Origin of the sequence: Agrobacterium cavarae, assembly GCF_004310285.1 — a bacterium.
GTDB lineage: Bacteria > Pseudomonadota > Alphaproteobacteria > Rhizobiales > Rhizobiaceae > Agrobacterium > Agrobacterium cavarae.
This window is the reverse complement of the sequence record NZ_SISF01000032.1, coordinates 377,065-402,945: the sequence shown is the minus strand read 5'-3', so window position 1 is coordinate 402,945 and position 25,881 is coordinate 377,065. Positions and strand designations below refer to the sequence as shown.

General features: G+C 58.3%; 23 protein-coding genes. 18 read left to right on the top strand and 5 right to left on the bottom strand.

The window, feature by feature from the left end; all coding sequences use genetic code 11:
- Positions 1 to 10: 10 nt before the first annotated feature.
- On the top strand, positions 11 to 466 hold the full coding sequence (locus tag EYC79_RS17800; protein WP_130978816.1) for an NUDIX domain-containing protein: 456 nt from the start codon (positions 11 to 13) through the stop codon (positions 464 to 466).
- Positions 467 to 509: 43 nt separating this feature from the next.
- Here the strand turns inward: EYC79_RS17800 and EYC79_RS17795 are convergent, their stop codons facing one another.
- Positions 510 to 1,751, bottom strand: a complete 1,242-nt coding sequence (locus EYC79_RS17795; RefSeq protein WP_130978815.1) for a glycosyltransferase — start codon at positions 1,749 to 1,751, stop codon at positions 510 to 512.
- A 269-nt stretch (positions 1,752 to 2,020) separates the two neighbouring features.
- Between EYC79_RS17795 and EYC79_RS17790 the strand changes: the two genes are divergently transcribed.
- The 4 genes from EYC79_RS17790 to EYC79_RS17775 all read left to right on the top strand — a co-directional run bounded on the left by EYC79_RS17790 (position 2,021) and on the right by EYC79_RS17775 (position 7,452).
- Positions 2,021 to 3,133: a glycosyltransferase gene (locus EYC79_RS17790; protein WP_165457069.1), complete on the top strand. Its 1,113-nt coding sequence runs from the start codon at positions 2,021 to 2,023 to the stop codon at positions 3,131 to 3,133.
- Positions 3,130 to 4,209 carry a glycosyltransferase family 4 protein gene (locus tag EYC79_RS17785; RefSeq protein ID WP_130978813.1) on the top strand — a complete coding sequence of 360 codons (1,080 nt, stop codon included), beginning with the start codon at positions 3,130 to 3,132 and terminating at the stop codon, positions 4,207 to 4,209. The genes EYC79_RS17790 and EYC79_RS17785 overlap by 4 nt, the downstream gene beginning before the upstream one ends.
- A 71-nt stretch (positions 4,210 to 4,280) precedes the next feature.
- A complete protein-coding gene (locus EYC79_RS17780; RefSeq protein WP_130978812.1) occupies positions 4,281 to 5,537 on the top strand; it encodes a glycosyltransferase in 1,257 nt (418 codons plus the stop codon).
- A gap of 97 nt (positions 5,538 to 5,634) precedes the next feature.
- On the top strand, positions 5,635 to 7,452 hold the full coding sequence (locus tag EYC79_RS17775; protein ID WP_130978811.1) for an alpha/beta fold hydrolase: 1,818 nt from the start codon (positions 5,635 to 5,637) through the stop codon (positions 7,450 to 7,452).
- 120 nt (positions 7,453 to 7,572) lie between these two features.
- On the opposite strand, the gene secA is transcribed toward EYC79_RS17775, so the two are convergent.
- Positions 7,573 to 10,290 (bottom strand): preprotein translocase subunit SecA, encoded by a 2,718-nt coding sequence (secA, locus tag EYC79_RS17770; protein WP_130978810.1) that lies wholly within the window; start codon positions 10,288 to 10,290, stop codon positions 7,573 to 7,575.
- Positions 10,291 to 10,530: 240 nt separating this feature from the next.
- On the opposite strand from secA, the gene EYC79_RS17765 reads away from it, so the two are divergent.
- The 6 genes from EYC79_RS17765 to EYC79_RS17740 all read left to right on the top strand — a co-directional run bounded on the left by EYC79_RS17765 (position 10,531) and on the right by EYC79_RS17740 (position 14,780).
- Complete coding sequence (locus EYC79_RS17765) at positions 10,531 to 11,394, top strand: peptidylprolyl isomerase (protein WP_130978809.1); 864 nt, start codon at positions 10,531 to 10,533, stop codon at positions 11,392 to 11,394.
- Between the two features lie 78 nt (positions 11,395 to 11,472).
- Positions 11,473 to 12,714, top strand: coding sequence for a bifunctional glutamate N-acetyltransferase/amino-acid acetyltransferase ArgJ (argJ, locus tag EYC79_RS17760; RefSeq protein ID WP_130978808.1), 1,242 nt, complete (start codon positions 11,473 to 11,475; stop codon positions 12,712 to 12,714).
- Positions 12,715 to 12,732: 18 nt separating this feature from the next.
- Complete coding sequence (locus EYC79_RS17755) at positions 12,733 to 13,503, top strand: GNAT family N-acetyltransferase (protein ID WP_062423976.1); 771 nt, start codon at positions 12,733 to 12,735, stop codon at positions 13,501 to 13,503.
- The gene (gene mutT / locus EYC79_RS17750; protein ID WP_130978807.1) at positions 13,503 to 13,916 is read left to right on the top strand and encodes an 8-oxo-dGTP diphosphatase MutT; all 414 of its coding nucleotides are present in this window, start codon (positions 13,503 to 13,505) and stop codon (positions 13,914 to 13,916) included. The genes EYC79_RS17755 and mutT overlap by 1 nt, the downstream gene beginning before the upstream one ends.
- A gap of 143 nt (positions 13,917 to 14,059) precedes the next feature.
- Complete coding sequence (locus EYC79_RS17745) at positions 14,060 to 14,377, top strand: hypothetical protein (RefSeq protein ID WP_062423978.1); 318 nt, start codon at positions 14,060 to 14,062, stop codon at positions 14,375 to 14,377.
- 205 nt (positions 14,378 to 14,582) lie between these two features.
- Positions 14,583 to 14,780: a Flp family type IVb pilin gene (locus EYC79_RS17740; protein WP_062423979.1), complete on the top strand. Its 198-nt coding sequence runs from the start codon at positions 14,583 to 14,585 to the stop codon at positions 14,778 to 14,780.
- A 32-nt stretch (positions 14,781 to 14,812) separates the two neighbouring features.
- Here the strand turns inward: EYC79_RS17740 and EYC79_RS17735 are convergent, their stop codons facing one another.
- Positions 14,813 to 15,685, bottom strand: coding sequence for a methyltransferase domain-containing protein (locus EYC79_RS17735; protein ID WP_130978806.1), 873 nt, complete (start codon positions 15,683 to 15,685; stop codon positions 14,813 to 14,815).
- An 81-nt stretch (positions 15,686 to 15,766) separates the two neighbouring features.
- Here EYC79_RS17735 and EYC79_RS17730 point away from each other — a divergent pair, with 81 nt between their 5' ends.
- Genes EYC79_RS17730 through EYC79_RS17715 form a run of 4 tightly spaced genes read left to right on the top strand, consistent with a single transcriptional unit; the run spans position 15,767 to position 18,146 of the window.
- Positions 15,767 to 16,525 carry a ComF family protein gene (locus EYC79_RS17730; protein WP_130978805.1) on the top strand — a complete coding sequence of 253 codons (759 nt, stop codon included), beginning with the start codon at positions 15,767 to 15,769 and terminating at the stop codon, positions 16,523 to 16,525.
- Positions 16,526 to 16,568: 43 nt separating this feature from the next.
- Entirely contained in the window at positions 16,569 to 16,823 is a 255-nt protein-coding gene (grxC, locus tag EYC79_RS17725; protein WP_130978804.1) for a glutaredoxin 3, read from the top strand.
- A gap of 37 nt (positions 16,824 to 16,860) precedes the next feature.
- Positions 16,861 to 17,721 carry a carbon-nitrogen hydrolase family protein gene (locus EYC79_RS17720; protein ID WP_112953015.1) on the top strand — a complete coding sequence of 287 codons (861 nt, stop codon included), beginning with the start codon at positions 16,861 to 16,863 and terminating at the stop codon, positions 17,719 to 17,721.
- Positions 17,718 to 18,146, top strand: coding sequence for a DUF1178 family protein (locus EYC79_RS17715; RefSeq protein WP_112519524.1), 429 nt, complete (start codon positions 17,718 to 17,720; stop codon positions 18,144 to 18,146). Before EYC79_RS17720 ends, EYC79_RS17715 begins: the two co-directional genes overlap by 4 nt.
- A 22-nt stretch (positions 18,147 to 18,168) precedes the next feature.
- Here EYC79_RS17715 and ubiG read toward each other — a convergent pair whose 3' ends face one another.
- Positions 18,169 to 18,915, bottom strand: coding sequence for a bifunctional 2-polyprenyl-6-hydroxyphenol methylase/3-demethylubiquinol 3-O-methyltransferase UbiG (gene ubiG, locus EYC79_RS17710; protein ID WP_062423985.1), 747 nt, complete (start codon positions 18,913 to 18,915; stop codon positions 18,169 to 18,171).
- A 216-nt stretch (positions 18,916 to 19,131) separates the two neighbouring features.
- Here ubiG and EYC79_RS17705 point away from each other — a divergent pair, with 216 nt between their 5' ends.
- Entirely contained in the window at positions 19,132 to 19,917 is a 786-nt protein-coding gene (locus EYC79_RS17705) for an SH3 domain-containing protein (RefSeq protein ID WP_165457068.1), read from the top strand.
- A 33-nt stretch (positions 19,918 to 19,950) separates the two neighbouring features.
- On the opposite strand, the gene EYC79_RS17700 is transcribed toward EYC79_RS17705, so the two are convergent.
- Positions 19,951 to 21,795 (bottom strand): DEAD/DEAH box helicase, encoded by a 1,845-nt coding sequence (locus EYC79_RS17700; protein WP_130978803.1) that lies wholly within the window; start codon positions 21,793 to 21,795, stop codon positions 19,951 to 19,953.
- Positions 21,796 to 22,140: 345 nt separating this feature from the next.
- Here EYC79_RS17700 and EYC79_RS17695 point away from each other — a divergent pair, with 345 nt between their 5' ends.
- The gene (locus EYC79_RS17695; protein WP_062423988.1) at positions 22,141 to 23,421 is read left to right on the top strand and encodes an aspartate kinase; all 1,281 of its coding nucleotides are present in this window, start codon (positions 22,141 to 22,143) and stop codon (positions 23,419 to 23,421) included.
- A 163-nt stretch (positions 23,422 to 23,584) separates the two neighbouring features.
- Positions 23,585 to 25,852 carry a phosphoenolpyruvate--protein phosphotransferase gene (ptsP, locus tag EYC79_RS17690; protein ID WP_062423989.1) on the top strand — a complete coding sequence of 756 codons (2,268 nt, stop codon included), beginning with the start codon at positions 23,585 to 23,587 and terminating at the stop codon, positions 25,850 to 25,852.
- Positions 25,853 to 25,881 lie beyond the last annotated feature (29 nt).

The following is a 25,881-nucleotide window of genomic DNA, read 5'->3' as shown; positions in this document are numbered from 1 at the left end:
GATCGTTAGGATGACATCTCACATTCAAATTTTGCGCGAAAAGCTTGGCCAAGGCTTATTGCTCTGCCCGTCGGTCGCAGCGGTGATTCACGATTCGAACGGTCGGTTGTTGCTGCAGGAAAAGTCGTCTGGAGAGGGGTGGAGCTTGCCAGCAGGGGCTATTGAGCCCGGCGAAACTCCGCGGGAAGCCATCGTTAGAGAGGTATTCGAGGAAACGGGCCTGTCGATAGCTGTCGAAGAGATCGTCGACCTTTTTGGCGGAAAGCATTTCCGCTACACTTATCCAAACGGCGATGAGGTTGAATACGTTGTGACGCTGTTCAAGTGCAAGGTTACGGCTCCACAGGCGCCGATCCCTGACACTGAGACGAGATCGATACGTTATTTCCACTCGGGAGCGTTGCCGACGTTGGCGCTGCCATATCCAAAGTCATCGCTGTTTGGACGTGATCAAGAGGAAAGCTAAGCTCTGGCGAAGTGCAGTTTACCTGTAGCTCTTGTCGAAGAAACTACACGGCGGAGCCAGTGGCAGCCGTCATTAGGATTTTCTCGAGCTTATCATAATAACCGGATTGCTCCGCCGTGCCATCAAATGAGGCGATCCCTGGGAACAGCTCGTCGCGTCTCTGCCACCAACGCTCCGGGCCGATCGAGACTGCTTTCGCCAGCAGTCCGGCAAGCGCGCCCGGCTGCTCCGGATCGTAGCACCAGCCGGTTTTTCCTGCTTCGATGATTTCCGGCGTTCCGCCTCTCGTGCTGCCGATGACGGGAACACCATAGACCCCAGCCTCAACGAGGATACGGCTTTGCGGCTCGTGCCAGAGAGAGGGAACGACGACAGCATCGGCGATGCGATAGATTTCCTGAGGTGTGACGAAGCCGCGAAACTCGACATTGGCCACTGAGCCAAGACGTTTGATACGGTCTTCCTCACCCGGGCGACCGCGTCCCGCGAGGACCAGACGGGCATTGCTCCCTGCAGGCAAAGCCTTGAAGGCCTTGATCAAATCGGGAACGCCCTTTTCCTTTGCCAGCGCACCGAGGTAACCGAAGGTAAACATGCGCTCCATCGGTGTCGTGCGTCCAATGGCGCTTGTGTCGAAGGATTGCAGCGGCGTGTTCTTGTTGTGCATGACATGCCAGTCAGCTTCTGCCAGAACACCGTTTTCGATGAAACGCTGCTTCACGAAGTGGCTGACTGCAATCACCGTTATGCCGTTTCCGCGTAGTCTCAAGCGACGATTGATCAGGCTGCAGTCGAAGCAGGGCGTTACGCAATTATCCTCTCTTCGGAACATACTGGTCTTCGGACAGAGCAGGGCGTAGTCTCGAAGATGCAGACAGATCGGGATCCCTGCGTCCTCGGCGGCCTGGAAAATTGCGGGCTGCATGTAGGACGAGTTCTGCGCGTAGATGAGATTGAAATTCTCGCGCTTGAAAAATTCTGCAAGTCCTTCTACGCAAAGCGCGCCAAAGGCCGTGCGCAGATGCCATGCGGCACGACGAGCAAAGTTGACCGAGGGCTTGAGGTGGCCGGGCAGGTAGCTGTTCTTCCAGGGCAGTCGAACCACGCGTACATTGCCGGCAAGTCTGGTTTCCCCTGGCGGCACTAGAGGGTCGCCGACTTTTCCGAGCGCCAGTACGGTCACATCATGCGTCTTGGCGAGCTCGATTGCTCCCGCGCGTGCCGATATCTCAGCGCCTCCCTCTGCCTGGGGAGCAAAAGTCTGCGAGACGATGCAGATTTTCACGCGTCTTCCCCTCGTTGATCGGGAGTGGTTCGTTACAATTGTTCCTAAATCGCAAACAACTCTTTAAATATGTTGAATAAACCTTCCTTGAGAAAGCATGTCTAAAGTCATTGCATCAATCAAGAGTTCTTCACTTCGAAGTCGGGAGGAAGGGCGCAGTTGAGCAAATCGGTGGCGAGCGCATGAATTCTGTTTTACAAAATCGCTGGGCAACAAAAACAACAACGCCGCGTATACCCACGTCAATGGGTGGCCCAAGGGAAGAGACAATGAGGGTTCTGCACGTTTTTGAAACACTGCCGGGTGGGCCTGCGACATATCTCAGTGAGGTGGCGCCCCATCAGGTGGCAAAATACGGCGCGGCGAATGTCAGGGTGATCGTCCCAGACCGACACTTGTCTCATGTGCAAAATATTCCATTGTCCTGTATCGCCACGTTCCGAAGGAATGGCCGTTACAAATCTCTCTCGGCGCTGGCACGTGCGGTCACGGAAGAAGTGCAATCGTTTCGTCCGGACGTCGTGCATGCCCATTCGACCTTTGCAGGTCTGGCGGTGCGCTTAGTCGGCGCGCTCAACCGAAATTTCCCCCCTGTCGTCTACTGTCCGCATGGATGGTCTTTCGACATGGAGACGCTTGGCCCTCTGCGTCCTGTTGCAAAGCTGGGTGAGCGTCTGCTTGCGCCCTTGTGCCAGAAGATCGTTGCGATCTCACAGCACGAATATGACAGAGGGATCGAAGCCGGTATTTCTCCTGACCGGATGGCCGTGATCGAAAACGGCCTGTCGAGCAATCGGCCCGTGGCGGTTCCGGTCGAATGGAGCGATCCACGTCTCAAGGTGCTGTTTGTTGGACGCCTCGACCGGCAAAAGGGTGTCGATGTGCTTTTGAAAGCCGTCCAGTCGCTCGGTAGCCAGGTCGCAGTCAAAGTCATCGGGGCTCATGTCACGACGAAGGAAGAGCAAAACAAGCCCATCTCGGTTCCGGACAATGTCGAGCTTTTGGGATGGAAATCGCCCGAGGAGATTGCAGGCTACATGAATGCCTCCGACGTGGTGGTCATGCCGTCGCGTTGGGAGGGTTTTGGCCTCGTTGCGGTGGAGGCAATGCGTGCCAGGAAGCCGGTGATTGCTTCTGCCGTTGGTGGCCTTCGCTCGATCGTACGCCATGGGCAGACGGGCTTTCTGGTTCCCGCTGGCGATAGTGACGCTCTGGCGCAAACGATCGTGGCGCGCGATAGAGCGGGTTGGCGCGAGATGGGCCTTGCTGGATATATGCGTTTCCTGTCCCGTTATCAGAGCGACAGGATGAACGGCGATATTGTCGATCTCTATGACCAGATAACGGGCAAGCAAACCGCCGAGGTGCGTGTGCTGGCATGACCACCTTTATCAATGGGCGCTTCCTCACTCAAACGACGAGTGGGGTTCAGCGTTTTGCCCGGGAGGTCGTCATTGCTCTCGACAAACGGCTGGTCGAAAACCCCACCGCGGACGAGTGGGTGCTGCTGACGCCGGAGGGTACCACGGAAAGGCTGCCTCTGCGCGCGATCACGCAGCGGGCTGCGGGCCGGTCTTCCGGGCATGTATGGGAACAGACGAACCTCTACCAAGCCGCCCGGCACGGCAGGCTCATCAACCTTGGCAATAGCGGCCCCGTCCTTCATTCGCGCGCGGTCACAGTCGTTCACGACGCGATGATTTTTCGCACGCCGGAGAATTTTTCGCGCAAGTACCGGCTGGTTCACGGGTTGTTGGGCCGTCTTCTCGCGCGCCGCGGAAAAATCGCCACGGTATCGGAGTTCTCAAAGCGAGAGCTCGAAAGTGCCTTCGGCACCAAGGATGTCGCCGTTGTTTCTAACAGCTGCGAGCACATGGCTGCAATTGTCAGGGATGAGACCGTGGTGTCGCGATTGGGGCTTGCGGATGAACCCTATCTCCTGTTCGTCGGCTCGCGTACGCCGAACAAGAATATTCGGCGCGCCATGGACGCTATCCGGCTGATGGGTTCAGCAGCACCCAAGTTCGTCATCGCAGGCGCGCCCGCATCCAGCGTTTTTCAATCCTATGAGACGTCCGAACCGGAAGCAAATTCTGTCACCGATAAGATCGTCTTCACAGGCCGCCTGTCTGATGAGGAAATTGCTGGACTTTATGCCGGAGCGACTGCGCTTCTTTTTCCCAGCCTTTACGAAGGGTTCGGCATTCCGCCGCTGGAGGCCATGTTGCTGGGTTGCCCTGTATTGGCTTCGGACATTCCGCCGACCCGGGAAGTCTGCGGCGATGCGGCGCTGTTCTTCGATCCCCTTCGGCCGGACGACATGGCGCGCGCGATCAACGAGGTTTTGCACAACCCAGAACATCGTGCAAAGATGATAGAGCGTGGCTACCAGCGCGCTCAAGAATTTTCTTGGGACAGGAGCGCAGGTCGCCTTCTTGATATTGCCGAGCAGCTTTAAGTAAAATTGAAGATACTTAAATGTAATAGTCGACTGGCAGAGCGCCAGTTGAAAGAAAGTGAATCCAGTCGATGCGGATTTGTATCGTAGCCCAGACATTCGCGCCTCAGGAAGAGGGCGGTGCGGAGATCGTGGCGCGTATGTGCGCGAGGGAGTTGGCGCGCCATCACGAGGTCTTCGTTCTCTCGCTCGGTATGAGTGGCGACAGGTTAGCGCCGACGGGCGAAGCGACGGGTGAAGACGGTACCAGAGTCGTTCGGGTGAATTGGCACAACAGCTACCTCCCTGGACATAAAAAACCGTTGGTCGGGCGCATCGAGAAAGCGCGCTGGCATCTTAAGGCATCAGTGGGTGCCGTTTCAGCCAAGGAAATCAGGGAGATATTCGCGCGTGAGCAGGTGGACCTCGTCTACGCGCATAACTCGGCACGCATGCAGCCGGCGCTCTTCGAGGCCAGCCGGCAATTGAATATCCCCTTATGCGTGCATCTGCATGACTACGCTCTGCTCTGTCCAAAATCGAGCATGTTCAGCGCTGGCGGAAATTGCGACACCCCGTGCCTCAAATGCCGTGTTCTGACGTCGAGGCTGAAGTCTGATGGCGAGGGAATGACCGCTATTGCAGTGAGCGAGGCCCTCAAACAGACCTACCTTCGGGCAGGCGTTCTCACCAAAGCGGACTGGCACGTGCTGAGGAACGAGAACCTCCGAGAGGATAAGCTTCATCGGCCTTTCGTCGGCCGCGATAGCGCCCGTAGTGATATCTTCACCTTTGGCTATCTCGGGGCTCTGTCGGAGGAAAAAGGTATCGAAGATCTCATCCGCGCCTTTGTCGACATGCCGAACCGTCGCTCTGCCAAGCTCATCATTGCGGGTCGAGGCCGCGAAGACTATGTCCGTCATCTGCAGTCCATCGCTGACGGCGCGCCGGTCACCTTCATGGGCTTTACGCCGCCGGAGGAGGTCTACGGAGTGGCGGATGCTGTCATTCTACCTTCTCGCTGGCGCGAGCCTCAAAGCCTCATCCTGATCGAAGCCGCGGCCTATGGTGTGCCGATCATCGCCACCAATCTTGGCGGTACACCCGAGATCGTGGAAGATATGAAAACGGGCTGGTGCTATGATCCAAGTGTGGCCGGATCGCTCGCCGGGGTGATGGAAAAGGCGCTTAAGATCGGTCACGGAAATTGGTGGGCGGAGCGCGATAAACTTTTTCCAGGTATCCGGGGCTTTAAAGGGACGGCTGAAGCATCGCGCTACTACGAACGGTTGAACGCACTTCTGGTTGAGGCGCAGAGGCCGGATCATCTACATCTTCAGGCTCTCTAAAGTAATAACTTTGGAAAAGCACAGTATCTTTAGATTTTATTTAGCCGATTGTCCGATTTTTGCTTTCGCTCCATAGGTGCAAGCAGGGGAATTGAACATGAACGCCGGTTTCGCTTCCAGTCAGATGTCTGTGTCTACGCAGCAGACATCTGTCGACCATCCGGTTACATTTGCAAACACGGTCGGTCTTTATAAGCCGGCGGATGTTTCCTTGAGCGGCGAGGGTGCCGACACGGCGGTCCTGTTCGTCAGTTCCTGGGGCTTTGAAGAGTTATGCGCACGTAAATTCTGGCGATTGCTTGCTGGCGATCTAGCGACACGCGGCCTCTCGAGCATGCGCTTTGACTATCCCGGAACGGGGGACGCAATCGATCCGGTCGACTACGACAAGGGTCTCGATCTATGGCTCGACAGCATTCGCGCGGCGGCAGCGAAGCTGCGGGAGCTGTCTCAAGTCCGTCAATTGATCCTCATTGGCCATGGTCTTGGCGCGCTGCTGGCCTGGAAGGCTGCGGAAAGCATGGACAATGTGGTTGGTCTTGCGCTTGCCGCGCCCGCTTTGTCCGGGCGTCACTGGCTTCGAGAGTTCGTGGCCTTGAGTCGTGTCGCCAATCCTGATGCCCTGCAGCATAGGGCGCAGGCATCAGGCCCCGCCATGGGCGAACAGGTCTTCCCTGATAGTCTCGCCGCCAGTCTTCGCACCATCGCCATATCGTCTTCCACAAGCGTACCTGCACGCAATATTTTTCTCTTGAAGCAGGAGAACCGTCCGGCCGACGAGCAGTTCGCAACCCATCTCGCTGCGCTCGATACCGAGCTGCGGTCGGTGGTGTTTCCCGACTACAACAACTTTGTACGCGACGTGCTTTTCTCGGTTCCGTCCCTGAAGGCCATCGAGATGCTCTCTGGCTGGGCTGCCGACGTCGCGGCAAAGCAGAGCGGCAAGACTGCAATGCCGCAGCAGGAAGCATTATTGCAAAGTCTCTCTTCGCAACCACTGACGGGCGATGGGTTTCAAGAGCGCCCGGTCCGCTTTGGCGATTACAAACGGCTCTACGGCATCGTCTGCGAACCCCTTGGTCAGCGACAAGGTGCCACCGTCATCGTGTCTCCAACAGGCTATGAACGCATGTCGGGATGGGGGCGTATATCAGCTCAAATGTGCAGAGACCTTGCCCGCCAAGGCATTGCCTCGCTTCGCTTCGATGGAGCAAATGTTGCCGATAGCCCGCCTGCCGAGGGCGCGCCGGAGCAGATTCTCTATCATGCGAGCCAGTTGACCGACGTCATGGCTGCCGTCGATTTTCTCGAAGCGGAAAACCAGCTTCCTGTCGTCGTGACCGGACGTTGCAGCGGCGCGTGGGTCGCCTTCAAGAGCGCCGTAAAAGACCCGCGGATCAAGGGCTGCGTTCCGGTCAACCTCTATGATCTCTATATTCCAGCCGACGTGGACGTGAACCTGTTTCTCCGCTCAACCCGTCAGTCGCTGTCTGGATATGGCTCCAAGTTTATGAGCGGAGCGCTCTGGAAGCGTGTGCTGCGGGGCGAAGTGCGCGTGGTAAGCGGCCTCTCCAATCTGTTCAAGGCGTTGGTGGGGAAGGCGTTTTCCTTTCTCACCCCGCTTTCAGTGAAGTACCCTTATTTTTCCGAACGCGCCCGTTCGCTCTCGCGCGACTTCAGCAAACTGGCCGGAAACGATACAAAGGTCACCTTAATCTACTCCGAGGGAGACGCTGGCTTTGGCATGCTTGAGCGCAACTTCTGCCGGCGCGGGCGTCTTTTGAGAGGTCCATATGGCACGCCTAAGATCGTCGCCATCCCGAAGGCCGATCACAACCTCACCACCGCCGAAGCTCGCGAGGCCTGGACGCTGGAGTTGAAGACACTAGCCTTTCAACTTCAGCCCAAGCATTAAGATCTGATTTTCAAAGTCGGTGAGAAAAGGCGTAAGGCCATCCCTGGCGTAGCCTCAAAAGAAAAGCGCGCCATCTGATTTAAACTCAGATGACGCGCTCATTGTTTTCAACGGTAAGGGTCAAGCCTGCTCGAAAACACCGTGGCAGTGCTTGTACTTCTTGCCGGATCCGCATGGGCAGGCCTCGTTGCGGCCGACTTTGCCCCATGTGGACGGATCGTTTGGATTGCGCTGTTCCGGTGGAACATAGACGTCCCCATTGCCGGCGGAGGCCACGGCAAATTCATCCTCACCGGTGATCGGGTCGAGATGATGCGCCGTCATTTCCGGAAGCTCGGCTGGCTGTGGCGGATCGCGCATCAGTTCGACACGCATCAGCTGGGCGGTGACCCCTTCACGCAGATTGGCGAGCAAGGCCTGGAAGAGTTCGAAGGCTTCCGCCTTGTATTCCTGAAGCGGATCGCGCTGTGCGTAACCGCGGAAGCCAACGACAGAGCGCAGGTGGTCAAGGTTGACGATGTGTTCGCGCCACAGATGGTCGATCGTCTGTAGAATGACGGAGCGCTCAACATAGGTCATCACTTCCGGACCGAAGCGCTCGGCCTTGTCTGTCATGACCTTGTCTGCAGCTTCGGTGATACGCTGAAGAATATCGTCTTCGGCAATACCCTCTTCCTTGGCCCAATCGTCGAGCGGCAGGTCGAGGTTGAGAGATTGCTGAACGCCAGCCTTCAGGCCTTCGATATCCCACTGTTCCGCATAGGCGTTTTCCGGGATGTGCTTGCCGACAAGGGCTTCGATCACTTCGTTTCGCATGTCCGCTGCGGTCTCGCCGATATTGTCGGCTTCCATCAGCTCGAGGCGCTGTTCGAAGATGACCTTACGCTGGTCGTTAAGAACGTCATCGTACTTCAGCAGGTTCTTACGCGTTTCGAAGTTGCGGGCTTCCACCTTCTTCTGCGCGCGTTCGAGAGCCTTGTTGATCCACGGATGGACGATCGCTTCGCCTTCCTTGAGCCCCAGCTTCTGCAGCATCGAGTCCATACGGTCGGATCCGAAGATGCGCATCAGGTCGTCCTGGAGCGACAGATAGAACTTCGAGCGGCCGGGGTCACCCTGACGACCGGAACGGCCGCGCAGCTGGTTGTCGATACGGCGGCTTTCGTGACGCTCGGTGGCGATGACGTAGAGACCACCACCCGCAAGCGCCTTTTCCTTCAGAACCTTGATCTCATCGCGGATCGCCTGTTCCTTGGCATCACGCTCCGGACCAGGCTCAATGCCTTCCAGTTCGCGCTCAAGGCGCATGTCGACGTTGCCGCCAAGCTGGATATCCGTACCGCGGCCCGCCATGTTGGTGGCGATGGTCACAGCGCCGGGCACGCCTGCCTGCGAGACGATATAGGCTTCCTGCTCATGGTAGCGGGCGTTCAGAACCTGGAAGTTCTCAAAGCCTGTCTGGCGCAGCATGGTGGCGAGCAGTTCGGATTTTTCGATCGAGGTCGTACCGACGAGAACCGGCTGATTGCGCTCATGCGCTGCACGGATCTCTTCGATGATCGCCTTGAACTTCTCTTCGCCGGTCCGGTAGACCTCGTCGTCTTCGTCGATACGCTGGATCGGCAGGTTTGTCGGGACTTCCACGACGTCCAGGCCGTAGATGTTGTTGAACTCTTCCGCTTCCGTCGAGGCCGTACCGGTCATCCCGGCAAGCTTGGTGTACATGCGGAAATAGTTCTGGAAGGTGACGGACGACAGCGTCTGGTTTTCCGGCTGGATCTGCACCTTTTCCTTGGCCTCAAGCGCCTGATGCTGACCTTCGGAGTAACGGCGACCCGGCATCATGCGGCCGGTGAATTCGTCGATGATGACGATCTCACCGTTGCGGACGATGTAGTCCTTGTCGCGCTGGAAGAGCTTGTGTGCCTTCAGAGCGTTGTTGATGTGGTGAACGATGGCCACGTTCTCCACGTCATAGAGCGATTCACCCTTGAGAAGGCCTGCGTCGCGCAGAAGATTTTCGAGCTTTTCGGTGCCCTGCTCGGAGAAGTTCGCAGAGCGCTGCTTCTCGTCGATTTCATAATCTTCCGGCGTCAGCATCGGAATGAAGGCGTCGATCGTATTGTAGAGATCGGAGCGGTCATCCAGCGGACCGGAAATGATCAGCGGCGTGCGCGCTTCGTCGACGAGGATGGAGTCGACTTCGTCGACGATGGCGTAGTTGTGGCCGCGCTGGACCATCTGCGCCTTGTCGTACTTCATGTTGTCGCGAAGATAATCGAAGCCGAGTTCGTTGTTCGTCGCATAGGTGATGTCGCAGGCATAAGCATCGCGGCGCTCGTCGTCGTCCAGGCCATGCACGATCACGCCGGTGGTCAGGCCGAGGAAGCCATAGAGGCGGCCCATGATGCTGGCATCGCGCTTGGCGAGGTAGTCGTTGACCGTCACCACATGCACGCCGTTGCCGGCAAGTGCATTGAGGTAGACAGCAAGTGTCGCCACCAGCGTCTTGCCTTCACCGGTTTTCATTTCGGCGATGGCGCCCTGATGCAGGATCATACCGCCGGTCAACTGAACGTCGAAGGGACGCATGCCGAGAACGCGGCGCGAAGCCTCGCGCGCAACGGCAAAGGCTGGGATCAGCAGGCTGTCGAGCGTCTTGCCTTCGGCCAGTTGCTGGCGAAACTCCACCGTCTTTGCAGCAAGCGCTTCATCCGAAAGCGCTTTCAACTCATCTTCGAGCGCGCCGATGGCTGCGATATTGGTGCGATAGGAACGAACGCGGCGATCGTTTGACGAGCCAAACAATTTGCGGGCGATGCCGCCGAGACTGACCATCCAACTGGCCCTTTCTGAAATTTCGTTTCGTCGGGCGCTCCCAGCGTCATCGGCAATAACGCACAAATGACGAACGACACCCCGAAACGCATCTGGACGCGAGATTGCGTGACAGATAAGAGGGGGGGCAAATGATGTCAACGGTTCTGCCCGTTACAGAATGGCCACATTCCGGTGTTTGGAAGTTTTTTCAGCCGGAAAACCACGTCTGGAGCCGGCTTTGTCTCCGAAAGGTTCAATATGTTGCGCTACAATAGAATCGCCGCTGCCGTGATCGTGGCCGGGCTTGGTCTTCACTTCCCTGCCTTCGCCCAGGAAGATGCCGTGGTGGCCACGGTCGGCGATCTCGAGATTCGTCAGTCGGAACTCGATCTGGCCATGAGCAATCTCGACTCTCAGCTGGCTCAGCTCCCGGATGAGCAGAAGAAGGTTGCCGCTCTTTCCAGCGCGATCGAAGTGAAGCTGCTGGTCGAGGGTGCGACTGCCGAAGGTCTGGACAAGACCGACGACTTCAAGAAGCGCCTGAATTTCATCTCCGACCGCGAATTGCACAACGCCTATTTCCGCAAGCACGTGGCTGACGCGATCACCGATGCCGAAGTGAAGGCACGTTACGACAAGGAAGTCGCCGCACTTCCGAAGGAAGAAGAAGTCAAGGCTGCCCACATTCTGGTTGCGACGGAAGAAGAAGCCAAGGACGTGATCAAGCAGCTCGATTCCGGCAAGGATTTCGCGGAACTGGCAAAGGAAAAGTCGACGGACTCCAACAAGGATGACGGCGGCGATCTCGGCTGGTTCGGCAAGGGCCGCATGGTTCCGGAATTCGAAGAAGCTGCATTCAAGCTGGAGAAGGGCGCCTACACCAAGGAGCCGGTCAAGTCGCAGTTCGGCTTCCACGTCATCAAGGTCGAAGACAAGCGCATCTCGCCTCCGCCAGCCTTCGAGCAGGTCGAGCCGCAGGTTCGCCAGCTCGTCATGCGTGACAAGTATATGGATCTCATCAAGAAGGCCAAGGCCGAGCAGAAGGTCGATATCAAGGACGAAACGCTCCGCAAGGAATATGACGAGGTCAATAAGGCGCAAGACGCTCAGCCGCAGCAGTAAGTGCCTCACGCATGAGGGCGGCGTTCAGCCGCCCTTTTCTCGCTTCCAGCATTGTCTTCCCTAACGCAGGTCGATTCCATGTCCGCTGCCGTCTCCCCACTTGCTCCAAAATCCTATCCTGAGATGCCCGTCATCCGCGGTGTGCGCATGGCGACGGCTGCCGCTGGCATCAAGTACAAGAACCGAACCGACGTTCTCCTGATGGTGTTTGACGAACCGGCCGCCGTTGCGGGTGTGTTCACCAAGTCCCGTTGTCCATCCGCACCGGTGGACTATTGCCGTGCCAACCTTGCGGGCGGCATCGCGCGGGCGGTCGTGGTCAATTCCGGAAACGCGAACGCATTTACCGGACAGAAAGGCAGGGCAGCGACCGAGCTGACGGGTAAATCCGCCGCCGCCGCCGTCGGATGTAGCGAAAGAGAAGTGTTTCTGGCATCCACCGGTGTGATCGGCGAGCCGCTCGACGCTTCGAAATTTGCCGGCGTTCTCGATCAGATGAATGCCGATGCCAAGGGCGATTTCTGGCTCGAAGCCGCAAAGGCCATCATGACCACGGATACCTACCCAAAGGTCGCAACGCGCACCGCCAAGATCGGCGGCGTTGAGGTCATGATCAATGGCATCGCCAAGGGTGCGGGCATGATTGCACCCGACATGGCGACCATGCTTTCCTACGTCGTGACTGACGCCGACATTGCGTCGCCTGCCTTGCAGGCGCTTTTGTCCGCAGGCGTCGGCCCGACGTTCAACTCCGTGACGGTCGACAGCGATACGTCGACCTCCGATACCTTGATGCTGTTTGCCACCGGCGCTGCTTCTGTCGACGGTCAGGCGCGTATCGAAAACGCAGATGATGCGCAGCTCGAAAGCTTCCGAGCCGCACTTAACGACCTCCTGAAAGACCTCGCTCTTCAGGTCGTGCGGGACGGCGAAGGCGCGCGCAAGATGGTGGAAGTGACGGTTACCGGCGCTGAAAGCGATGCCGCCGCCAAGAAGATTGCGCTTTCCATAGCTAATTCTCCGCTGGTCAAAACCGCAGTTGCCGGAGAAGACGCCAATTGGGGCCGCATCGTCATGGCCGTCGGCAAGTCCGGCGAGCTTGCCGATCGCGACCGGCTGGCCATTTCGTTCGGACATGTCCGTGTTGCCGTCAATGGCGAACGCGACCCGTCCTATTCCGAAGCGGAAGCCACCGCCGTGATGAAGCAGCAGGATATTCCGGTAAAGGTGGATATCGGGCTTGGTAGTGGCGTGGCAACAGTTTGGACTTGCGATCTCACCAAGGAATATGTCGAAATCAACGGCGACTACCGGAGCTAAACGGTGGAGGCCAAACCCATGCATAGCAGTGCCGTCAATTTGCCACTCGTTCGCCGCCTGGAGGCGGTAAGCTTTCGTGCCTGGCCGGCTTCGTCGGTCATTTATGATGGCAGTTGGCAAATCCGGTTGACGGGCTCGCATCCCTCCAAGCGCATCAATTGTGTCGTGCCTCTGGATCCGTCCGATTACGGCAATTGCGATGTGCGACTGGAAAAGGCGCGCCGTCGCTTCGAGGATTTCGGCAGACCGCTGATCATTCGCGAGACGACGCTGATGCCGCCTGAACTCAGGGCGCACCTCTACGATAATGGCTGGACCGTTTTCGAGGAGGTAAAGGTGATGACGGCCGATCTGGTTAATGCCGAATTGCCGGAGACCATGGCTCATCTCCCGACCCATGATATCGGCAGGTTCGTGGAAGCGAGCCTCAAGGTGGGCAACGAAGACCTATCCCTCCGCTCTCCGATCGCTGAGATCGTCAGTTCGATCAAGCCCAATCTGGGCCTCTTCATCAAGGAAGAGGTAGAAGGTGATCCGCACGCCACAGTCATCTGTGTGCAGGACAATGATCTCGCAGGTGTTCTTTCCCTCGAAGTAGCGAGCGCTGCGCGGCGCATGGGTGTAGGCAGTGAAATCCTCACCTCGGCATTGCGTTGGGCTCGGATCAGCGGCGCAAAGACGGCGTGGCTGCAGGTCGTCTCAACCAATGTGCCGGCGCTCGCTCTTTATGAGAAGTTCGGTTTCGAAGAGGCTTATACCTATCGCTATTGGGGCAAGGACAATTCGTGATGGATGAGCCGTTCAAGAAGATCCTGCTTGTCGTGGCTTGCGCCCTTGTGGATCACGATGGCCGGATACTTCTCGCTCAGCGACCGGAGGGCAAGTCGCTTGCCGGACTCTGGGAATTTCCCGGTGGCAAGGTCGAGCAGGGCGAAACGCCTGAAGAGACGCTGGTGCGTGAACTGAATGAAGAGCTCGGCATTACCACCAAGGTCGCCTGCCTTGCGCCGCTCACCTTTGCCAGCCACACCTATGAGACGTTCCACCTGTTGATGCCGCTTTATGTCTGTCGCCGCTACGAAGGCATACCCCATGGGCGGGAAGGCCAGACTGTAAAATGGGTCAGGCCGCAGGCTCTGCGCGACTACCCCATGCCGCCCGCTGACGAGCCTCTCATCCCCTATCTTCAGGATCTTCTCTGAAATTTCTGTGAAAAGGCCGAAAAGCAGCGCTTTTCAACCGGCCCACGCGTCCCGAAACGGCACGCCGTTAACCGATCGTTTAGCAAGCTCTGGCACATTGCAGTGCTGAAGATTTGGTAAATGGCGCGTAGTGAGGCCGAGTGATGAATGAGGATTTCTGGAAAACCGTTGAAGACCGCCAGTCTTATTCCGCCAAGTCACGCCGGATCGGCGTTTTAAACGTTGCGCTTTTGTTTGGCATGGTGGCAATCGCGCTCTCATTGATCGTAACGCCCATGCTGGCCGGCAAAACCTCGCCGGCACGCTTTGCGCAGGTGCCGGACAATATCGACATGATCAGCACCGGTTCGATCAAGCGCGGCGATCAGCCAACGACCTACAGCATTCGTCGCAGTATCACGCAGCCCATGCCCGGGTCCGTCTGCATCGTAGATGGCTATAACAGCGGGCGCGATTGCTGATCCGTCTCGCAATAGATCAGTATTGCAAGATATGGGGCGTGGTTTAAACGTCTCTTCAGTACAGCAACAACCAATGCCACTGTTTCACTACCTATCGGAGAAAAGTCGAAGGTACGGTAACGAAATAGATATGTTGTTGATCCATTATCGCAAGCATGTTGATTGAGGACGTTTCTATTGCGTCTGTCCGGCAGGGGTTTGTGATTTGCACGGAAAAAATTGTATCTCGCGTTACTTTTGGAATTTCGTCACCGATACGCGCGGCGCGACCGCCGTGGAATATGGCCTTCTGATTGGCATTATTGGCGGCGCCTTGATCCTTGGACTGGGGGGCGTGCGTGACAGTCTCCTGGGCGTGTTAACGACCATTGTCGAAGCCCTCACCAACGCCTTGCCCTCCTGAAAGTATCTGTTTTAAGCGCACGAGTGTCACTTTCAGGAGCTTTTTCCCTTTAATGCATCCGCAAGCCTGACGTTGGCAGAGCCGGGTTTCAGCGGCTTCTGCTGGCTCTCATGCGGTGCCCAGCCTGACATGTAGATGATGGAGAAGGTGGCCCTGATCCGTCCATCTGGATCGCTGTATCGTTCCGCGTAAAGTTCTGCTGCGCGCATGAAGAAGCGTCGGGTCAGCGGTGTCCGGCTGCGGCCCATAAGCGGATTTGCCATGCCCATGGCGCGCAGGTCGCGCATCAGCGGGAAGATGGAATCGTAGCGCACCGTATAGGTTTCCGTATCCGTGACCGGCAAGGCAAATCCCGCGCGCTGCAAGAGCGCGCCAATATCGCGCACATCGGCAAAGGGAATGACGCGTGGGCTTGCGCCGCCAAGCAGTTCCACCTCCGTTGCCAGAAGAACGTCGCGAAGCTCCTGCAGCGTGCCGCTGCCAGGAAGGGCGGCGAGAAACAGGCCATCCGGCTTCAGCGCCTTGCGAATCTGGATCAGCGTTCCCGGCGTGTCATTGGTCAAATGCAGCGAGAGCGGTGAGATCACGAGGTTGGCGGAAGCAGGTTCAAGCCCGAGGTTTTCAAGGGATGAGATTTTCGAGTTCGGCTCACGGACAAGAAATTCGTCACTGGTCTCGATCCGGGTCATCGAGCCTACCTTGCCGGTTTCCACGACCCGCTGGGCGGTAACACCCGTCGCGCCGTGAAGCTCGATTGCGGTATCGAAATGGCGCTCGACGATCGCAATGCGGTCGGCGATTTCGTCTGCCGCAATATTCAGCAGAAAGTGAGCCTGACGATCTCCAATCTGCAATGCGCGCTCACGGTGGCGTTCAACAAGTTGAGGGTCGAAAAGAATGTCCATTGGTGAACCTGTGATAACTTTGCTGTCGCAAAGGCACCCCTTTCCCCCTATTGTCAAGCGCGGGAGCATAAGGGGAAGGCGATGGTTCCAAGGCAGATTGTCGTAACGCCCCTGCATCGGCTGCTTCGCTATGTCAGTGATGTCATCTACCCGCCTGCCTGTGCCGGCTGCGGTCGCGCCACAGGTGGCGCCGGGGCCTTCTGTGTTCAATGCTGGCCAGAGATAAAATTCATCGAGCGGCCCTATTGCGAGGTTCTCGGCATCCCCTTCGTCTATGATCACGGCGAAGGAATGGTCAGCGCTGAAGCCATATCCAATCCGCCGAGCTTCGATCGCCTCAGGTCCGCGACGATTTACGACGGGCCAGCCCGCAAGTTGGTCCACCAATTGAAATATCAGGACCGTACGGATCTAGCAGGTCTGATGGCATTGTGGATGGCAAGGGCAGGCGGCGAAGCGCTTGCTCAATGTGATTGCATCATTCCTGTTCCGCTTCATCGCTGGCGGTTTTTCTCGCGCCGTTTCAATCAATCCGCCGAACTTGCACGGCATCTGGCGGCGATTGCCGGAAAGCCTTTTCTGCCGGCGACCCTGATCAGGGTGAAGTCGACCAGCCGTCAGGTAGGGCTTTCGGCTGTTGCGCGAAAGAAGAACGTCCAAGGCGCCTTTGCGCTTTCGCCGGGGCAGGAGGCCGAGATTTTCGGCAAGCGCGTGGTGCTTGTGGACGATGTCTACACCACTGGAGCCACAGTCTCGGCGGCGGCGAAGCGGCTGAAAAAATCAGGTGCGGCGCAAGTCACGGTTTTGACCTTTGCAATGGCCATATCCGGGCCTATATGACATGCAAAATTCATGCTCCACGCAGCTTTAGAGGTTGAGATACATGGCATCCGTTACGATCTATACGCGCGATTTCTGCGGCTATTGCGCCCGCGCCAAGGCCCTGCTGCAGAGCAAGAACGTGAATTTCACCGAATATAATGCGACGGAAAATCCGCAATATCGCCAGGAAATGATGGACAAGTCCGGCCGGAACACCTTCCCGCAGATCTTCATAGGCGAGCAGCATGTCGGTGGCTGCGACGATCTTTACGCGCTCGATCGGGACGGAAAGCTCGATCCGCTTCTGGCAGCTTAACAGCCGATCGTTTCAAATGGACATTGGGAAGAGAGACATGAGCTTCAAGGCCGCCGCAATCCAGATGTGCTCCGGAACGGATCCGAAGCGAAACGCCGAAGCCATGGAGAGGCTGGTGCGCGACGCTGTGGCGCAGGGCGCCGTCTATGTACAGACGCCCGAGATGACCGGCGCTTTGCAGCGCGACCGTGCCGCACTCCAAGCCGTTCTGAAAGACGAGACCTGCGACATCATCGTTTCCACAGCAGCCAAGCTTGCGCGTGAACTCGGGATCTATGTTCATGTCGGCTCCACGGCGATTGCGCGTCCCGACGGCAAGATCGCCAATCGTGGTTTTCTCTTTGCGCCGGATGGAGACCGCATCTGCACCTATGACAAGATCCACATGTTCGATGTCGATCTCGACAATGGCGAGAGCTGGCGTGAAAGCGCCACCTATCAGCCGGGTGAAGCGGCACGCATTGCGGAACTGCCTCTGGCGACCTTTGGTTTCGCCATCTGCTACGACGTCCGCTTCCCGTCGCTCTTCCGCGCGGAAGCCGTCGCCGGCGCGCAGGTTCTGACGGTTCCTGCAGCCTTTACCAAGCAGACCGGCGAAGCCCATTGGGAAATTCTTCTGCGCGCGCGCGCCATCGAGAACGGCGCCTTTGTCATCGCCGCGGCTCAGGGTGGACAGCATGAAGATGGCCGTGAAACCTTTGGCCATTCGATGATCATCGACCCTTGGGGCAAGGTGCTGGCTTCTGCCGGCGGTGCTGGCGAAGAGATCATCGTTGCCGATATCGATCCTGAACAGGTTTCCGCCGTTCGTGGCAAAATCCCCAACCTGAAGAACGCGCGCGACTTTCAACTCGATACGGTGGCGTCCAGGGCGGCTTCTAGGAGTGCGCTTGCTTGATCCGCTACTCGCTGACCTGTGACCATGCGCATGCCTTCGATGGATGGTTCTCGGGCAGCGCCGATTTCGACAGCCAGCGCGAGCGTGGGCTCGTTAGCTGCCCGGTGTGCAATTCACAGGCCATCGACAAGACACTGATGGCGCCTTCAGTCTCGACCGGACGGAAGAAAGAGGCGATGCACACGCTGGCGATGGATGCGGGAAAAAAGGAAGTCCTGGCGAAAATCAGGGAAACGGTCGCGAGCATCCGGGCCAGCGCCGAAGATGTCGGAGACAAATTTCCAGAAGAGGCTCGCAAAATCCACTATGGCGAGGCGCAAGAGCGCGGCATCATCGGTCAGGCTTCCATAGAGGACGTTAAAGCGCTTGTGGAAGAAGGGATCGAGGTAGCACCTCTTCCCCTTCTCCCCGACGATGTGAATTGAAGCCTCGGCTTCAAACGCGCTCTCAGGCCGGGCGTTTGGCCAGCATCATGTAGTTGACATCCATATCGGGAGACAGGTTCCACCGGTCCTGCAGAACGTTGTAGAAAACGCCGGTGCGGTGAACGATCTCCAGGCCGTTGGCGGTTAAAGGACGTTCCACTTCCTCGGGTCGCACCAGCTTTTCATATTGATGCGTTCCGCGTGGCAACCACTTCAAGACATTTTCGGCAGCAAAGATGGCGAGTGCGCGTGCCTTCAGCGTTCTGTTGATCGTTGCGACGAACATCAGCCCGCCGGGGCGAACCATCTGCGCACAGGTGTTTAGAAAGAGGTTCACGTCGGCCACGTGCTCGACCACCTCCATGTTGAGGATCACGTCAAACGTCTCACCCGCCGCCTGCAACTGTTCGGCAGTCACTGCCCGATAGTCGACGGGAACGCCGCTTTCGCGCGCATGGGTAGACGCAATGCCGATATTTTTCTCAGAAGGATCGGCGCCAACGACCTCGGCGCCCATGCGAGCCATCGGCTCGGACAGCAGCCCGCCCCCACAGCCGATGTCGAGGAAGCGCAAACCCTCCAGCGGCCGATGAGCCTTCGGGTCGCGGCCAAAATTTTCACACACCCGGTTGCGGATAAATTCGAGCCTGACGGGATTGAATTTGTGCAGCGGACGGAATTTCCCTGTCGGGCTCCACCACTCTGCGGCCATGGCGGAAAAGCGATCCACTTCGCTCTGGTCGATCGTCGTTTTCGCGGTCTCGCTCATGGTCATCTCCTGAATGTCTTTTAGCCTGAAGTCGGATGATTGGGTGGTGAAGTCAAGGGTCGGGCTTCCACAGCTGGGATCATTCACCGCGATCCATCGACGCAAGGAACTGTTTTAGCGGGCTTTTCGTTTCATGCTGCGTTCAGCAAGGGGAGCGTATTTTTCCCATACTGATTGCCGACATCGGTGGCCAGGCCTTTGCTTGAGGAGAAAAAAGTGAAGAAGAAACTATTTGGAGCGATTGCGCTCCTGGCGCTCATGGCCGCACCTGCGCTCGCTGAAGCAGCGACGCGCGGATTTGCGACCGCAAACGTCAACATGCGCTCCGGCCCGAGCACCGCCTATCCTGCCGTCGTGGTCATTCCGGATGGCGCGCCGCTCACTATCCACGGCTGCCTGTCCGATACGCCCTGGTGCGACGTGTCCTTCAGCTATGGACGCGGCTGGGTGGCCGGGCGTTATATCCAGGCGCTCTATCGCCAGAACCGTGTCTATGTCGAGCCACGCTACTATCGCGATCTGGGTGTTCCGGTCATCACCTTCGAAGTGGGCCGCTATTGGGATCGCTACTATCGCGACCGTGACTTTTACCGCGAGCGTGATCGCTGGCGTCGCCCGCCGCCTGCCGGTGGCTACTGGAATGCACCGCCGCCATGGGCTGATCGCGATCGTCCGCGTCCGCCGCGGGAAGAATGGCGCGACCGGCGCGGTCCTGGCCCCAATGACGGACGCTGGGAAGAGCGTTACGGCAACTGGAATCAGGGCGACCGCGATCGCCGTGACCGCGAGCAGCAGCGGATGGAGCGAGACAGGGAGCGTCAGCGTGACCGTGACGGCGATCGCCCCCGTTGGGAGCGCGACCGGAACCGAGATGGCGAGCGTGATCGCAACTGGAATGATGGCGAGCGCCAGCGTCGCTGGCAGGAGCAGCAAGTTGAGCCGTCCGATCAGGGCGGCGGAATGTGGTGCCGCCCCGGAGATCGTAACTGCGAAAACCGTTAAAACTAAAAAGCCCGGCTTCGCGCCGGGCTTTATTTATGCGGGGTCTTTTTTCTTAGGTCCGCGCTTTTCGAAGGGCTTGTCTTTCTTGCCTTCGAACTTGGCGGGTTTGTCGCCGGTGGCGTTGGCTTTTTTCTTCCAGGGCTTGTCTTCGCCCCGGCGCTCGCCACCGAAATCACCCTTGCCTGCAAATTTCTTTTGAGCCTTTGGCGGACGGGTGTCCTCGCGGGGCTTGCCGGTCATTTCCGGCTTGCCTTCCATGGCCTTGACCCGGATACCCTTTTCGAGCGTCATGTCTTTGCCGAGAGCGGACTCGAAGCGGTCGACGGCGTCAGCTGCCAGTTCCACGTAGGTTTCCGTCTGCTGCATGCGGATCGCGCCGATATCCTGACGCGTCAGCTTGCCGAAATGGCAGAGCATCGGGATCAACCAGCGAGGTTCGGCATTCTGCTTGCGCCCGACCGAAAGGGTGAACCAGGCGCTATCGGCAAAGTCGGAGCGTTCACGGCGCGGCGCGTTATTCTCGACAGTTTCGAAGCTGTCGCGACGCGGCTTGCGGCCGTCCAGTGCAACTTCCGCAATGTCTTCAGGGGCAGAGCGACCGGAATGGTACATGCGCACGAAGGCCGCCGCGACCTTTTCAGCGCCATGTTGCTCCAGAAGCTTGGTGACGAAATCGCGTTCTTCATCGGTAACCGCTTCGTTCAGGGATGGATCTGCCAGGAGGCGGGCACCATCGCGTTCGACGATCTCGTCGGCAGAAGGCGGATGAACCCAGGCGGGGCTGACCTTCGCGCCTTCGAGGAGACGCTCGGCCTTGCGGCGCTGGTTGATGGGAACGACGATCGCGCTGACACCCTTCTGTCCAGCACGACCGGTACGGCCCGAGCGGTGAAGAAGCGTTTCGGAATTGGTCGGTAGGTCGGCGTGGATCACGAGTTCAAGGCCGGGGAGGTCGATACCGCGAGCAGCCACATCGGTGGCCACGCAAACGCGGGCGCGGCCGTCACGCATGGCCTGAAGCGCGTGGGTGCGCTCGTTCTGCGATAGCTCGCCGGAAAGGGCGACGACAGAGAAGCCACGATTGTTGAGGCGCGCTGTCAGGTGGTTGACGGCAGCGCGTGTCGAGCAGAAGACGATGGCGTTGCGCGCCTCGTAGAAACGCAGCGCGTTGATGATGGCGTGCTCACGATCCGAGGGAGCGACCATCATGGCGCGGTATTCGATATCGACGTGCTGCTTCTGTTCGGACGCAGAGGCGATGCGCACCGCGTTCTTCTGGTAGCTTTCGGCAAGCTTGGCAATGCTGCGCGGAACGGTGGCGGAGAACATCAGCGTCCGGCGATCTTCCGGAGATTCCTCCAGAATGAATTCGAGATCCTCGCGGAAGCCGAGATCGAGCATCTCGTCTGCTTCGTCGAGCACCACGGCGCGCAGCGACGACAGGTCGAGTGCGCCGCGCTTGATGTGGTCGCAGATACGGCCAGGCGTACCGACGACGATATGGGAGCCGCGTTCCAGCGCCCGGCGCTCGTTACGGATATCCATACCACCCACACAGGAGGAGATCGAAACGCCGGCAAATTCATAGAGCCACTCAAGCTCGCGCTTCACCTGCATGGCGAGTTCGCGGGTTGGGGCAATGGCGAGAGCCAGCGGGGCCGCGGCCGCGCCGAACCGGTCGCCCTTCGTGAGCAGGGTCCGCGCCAGCGCAATGCCGAAAGCGACCGTCTTGCCAGAGCCGGTCTGCGCCGAAACCAGCGCATCCTTGTCTGCAAGCTCCGGGTCCAGCATGGCCTGCTGAACGGGGGTCAAGTCTTTATAGCCGCGCTTTTCCAACGCCTGCGCAATCGCAGGGGCGATACCCTGAGTGTCTGTCATCTACCGTCTTTCGGAATATGGATGCCTGCATTTGTCCCAAACGGACGACGCCACACAGGCCGTTGAGGGCCACTATGGCCAATTCATGTGGCGCGCTTTTACTGCGATTGCCCGCATTTGTACAGTGCGGGACGGTACGCTTGCCGATTTTGGCGCAAAGGCTTGTCTGGAGCGCGGCGCGGGCACGCGTCCATAACCGTACCGCATGGTTCACAAACGGCATTGCATGGCCTTATCCTTTTCGCTAAGAGACCCGCAACCTGACAGCCCGGTCTTTCCGGGGGAAACGGGGTGTGTGCTTATCTGCCGCTCGCGCGGCGCAGTGGGATGGTACTGGTCTAGGCTATGGCTCGCATTGTCATGAAATTCGGCGGTACGTCCGTCGCAAACCTCGAACGTATTCACAATGTCGCGCGGCATGTGAAACGTGAAGTGGATGCCGGCCATGAAGTGGCCGTGGTGGTTTCGGCCATGTCCGGAAAAACCAATGAACTGGTCGACTGGGTGCAGAACACGCCGAAAGTCGCCGGTGCCAGCGGTTCCGCGTCCTTTTACGATGCCCGTGAATATGATGCCGTCGTTGCGTCTGGCGAGCAGGTCACATCCGGTCTTCTGGCGATCGCGCTTCAGTCGATGGGTGTGAATGCCCGCTCCTGGCAGGGCTGGCAGATTCCGATCCGCACCGACAACGCCCATGGCGCTGCCCGCATTCTCGACATTGACGGTTCCGATATCATTCGCCGCATGGGCGAGGGTCAGGTGGCCGTCATCGCCGGCTTCCAGGGTCTCGGCCCGGACAACCGCATTGCAACACTCGGCCGTGGTGGTTCCGATACCTCCGCCGTTGCCATTGCCGCTGGCGTCAAGGCCGATCGCTGCGACATCTACACCGATGTGGATGGCGTCTACACGACCGACCCCCGCATCGAGCCGAAGGCACGGCGCCTGAAAAAGGTGGCGTTTGAGGAAATGCTCGAAATGGCGTCGCTTGGCGCCAAGGTTTTGCAGGTCCGTTCGGTCGAGCTTGCCATGGTGCACAAGGTTCGTACCTTCGTGCGCTCCAGTTTTGAAGATCCCGATGCGCCGGGCATGGGTGACCTTATCAACCCGCCCGGTACTTTGATTTGTGACGAGGATGAAATCGTGGAACAGGAAGTCGTAACCGGCATCGCCTATGCCAAGGATGAAGCGCAAATCTCGCTGCGTCGCCTCTCGGATCGCCCCGGCGTTTCGGCCGCTATCTTCGGCCCGCTCGCTGAAGCGCATATCAATGTCGATATGATCGTTCAGAACATCTCTGAAGACGGTTCGCGCACGGACATGACCTTTACGGTTCCCTCAGGCGACGCTCCCAAGGCGCTGAAGGTTCTGGAAGACAACAAGGCGCAGATCGGCTTCGACGTCGTGCAGAACGAAACCGGCCTTGCCAAGGTGTCGGTCATCGGTATCGGCATGCGCAGCCATGCGGGCGTTGCCGCGAGCGCGTTCAAGGCGCTGGCTGAAAAGAACATCAACATCAAGGCTATCACCACCTCGGAAATTAAGATTTCCATCCTGATCGACGGTGCCTATGCCGAACTTGCAGTTCGCACTTTGCATTCTGCCTACGGTCTGGATAAAAGTTGATTCTTGAACGTCAGTACACGTTATTCGATTCTTTCCGAAGAGCGGTATTCTGATGCAAGTGTCGCTTTCGGCTTGAGAGCCGGGGGCGGTACGCCATAAATTTGATTGAGCCTTTCGTGCCCGCCGCAATGGTTTGCACGATCGGCATTCGGGAGCATGCGCGATGAGAGACCTTTCCGCAGGTCCGCGTGTCCTTCTCAGGCGGCTTCGCGAAATGATGGCGGAGCATCTTGAGCCGCAGGAGCGCCTCGACCAGATTGTCCGGCAGATCGCCAGCAACATGGTTGCCGAAGTGTGTTCCGTTTACGTGCTTCGCTCCGACAGCATTCTCGAGCTTTACGCCACCGAAGGCCTGAACAAGGATGCGGTCCATCTTGCCCAGTTGAAAATGGGGCAAGGCCTTGTCGGTACCATTGCCGCTTCCGCCCAGCCGCTCAATCTTTCCGATGCGCAGGCGCATCCCGCTTTCCGCTATCTCCCTGAAACGGGTGAAGAAATTTATCATTCCTTCCTCGGTGTGCCGATTTTGAGATCCGGTCGCACTCTTGGCGTTCTTGTCGTTCAGAACAAGACCAGCCGAACATACCGGGAGGATGAAGTTGAAGCGCTTGAGACAACCGCAATGCTTATTGCGGAAATCGTGGCGAGCGGCGAATTGAAGAAAATCACCCGCCCCGGCGTGGAATTGGACCTGACCAGAGCGGTCTCCATCGATGGCGACGCCTATGGTGAAGGCATCGGCCTTGGTCATGTGGTTCTCCACGATCCCCGCATCGTCGTCACCAACCTTCTGAACGAAGACGCCGATACCGAAATTCGTCGCCTTGCCGAAGCCATCGGCTCGCTGCGCATTTCGATCGACGACATGTTGCAGCGCCGTGATGTCGCCACCGAAGGCGAGCATCGCGAGGTGCTGGAAACCTACCGCATGTTCGCCCATGACCAGGGCTGGGTACGCCGTATGGAAGAGGCGATCCGCAACGGCCTGACGGCCGAGGCTGCGGTCGAGAAGGTGCAGAGCGACACCAAGGCGCGCATGATGCGCCTGACCGATCCGTATCTGCGCGAGCGGATGCATGATTTCGACGACCTGGCCAACCGCCTGCTGCGTCAGTTGATGGGCTTTGGTGGCAGAGCCCCAGACCACGAATTTCCTCTCGACGCCATCGTATTGGCGCGTGCCATGGGTGCTGCCGAGCTTCTGGATTATCCGCGTGAAAAGCTGCGTGGTCTGGTGCTGGAAGACGGTGCGGTCACCAGCCATGTGGTGATCGTTGCCCGTGCCATGGGTATTCCCGTCATCGGCCAGGCAACCGGCATCGTGGCGCTGGCCGAAAACAACGACCCGATCATCATCGACGGCGACGACGGCAAGGTGCATTTGCGGCCTGTCACAGACCTGCAGCGCGCCTATGAAGAGAAGGTTCGCCTGCGGGCTCGCCGCCAGGAACAGTTCCGTGCGCTGCGCGACGTGGAGCCGATCACGAAGGATGGCCAGAAGGTCAGCCTGAAGATGAATGCCGGCCTGCTGGTCGATCTTCCGCAGTTGGAAGAGTCCGGCGCAGACGGTATCGGTCTCTTCCGCACCGAACTGCAATTCATGATCGCATCGAATATGCCGAAGGGCGAGGAGCAGGAGGCCTTCTACCGAAGCGTCCTGCGCCAGGCCAAGGGCAAGCCGGTGACCTTCCGCACACTCGATATCGGCGGCGACAAGGTCGTCTCCTATATGCGGGGCCAGGAGGAAGAAAATCCGGCTCTCGGATGGCGCGCCATTCGTCTGTCGCTCGACCGTCCGGGCTTGCTTCGCACCCAGATGCGGGCGCTCCTGCGTGCGGCCTCCGGCGCGGAATTGAAGATGATGTTGCCGATGGTGACGGAAGTCTCGGAAATTCACGCGGTTCGCGAGTTGATGCAGAAGGAAGTTCAGCATCTTTCGAAGTTCAGTCACGCGCTGCCGCGCAAGCTGCAATTCGGTGTGATGCTGGAAGTGCCGTCGCTGATGTGGCAGCTCGACGAACTGATGTCGGAAGTGGATTTCGTTTCGGTCGGATCGAACGATCTGTTCCAGTTTGCGATGGCGGTGGACCGCGGTAACGCCCGTGTCTCGGATCGCTTCGACAATCTGGGCAAGCCGTTCCTTCGCATTCTGCGCGACATCATCCGGGCTGGCGAACGCAACAACACCCCGGTGACGCTCTGCGGCGAAATGGCAAGCAAGCCATTGTCGGCCATGGCACTGATCGGGCTCGGTTTCCGGTCGATTTCCATGTCGCCAACGGCGATCGGTCCGGTAAAGGCGATGCTGCTTGGGGTCGATGCCGGGCTGCTGGCGGAAGAGTTGAATGCGGCGCTCGATGACAGCAAATCATTGGAAAGTACGCGTGATTTGCTGGTGCGGTTTGCTTCGACCCATTCGATCCCTATCTAAGCACGATTATAAAAAGTGGAGTATGTGAC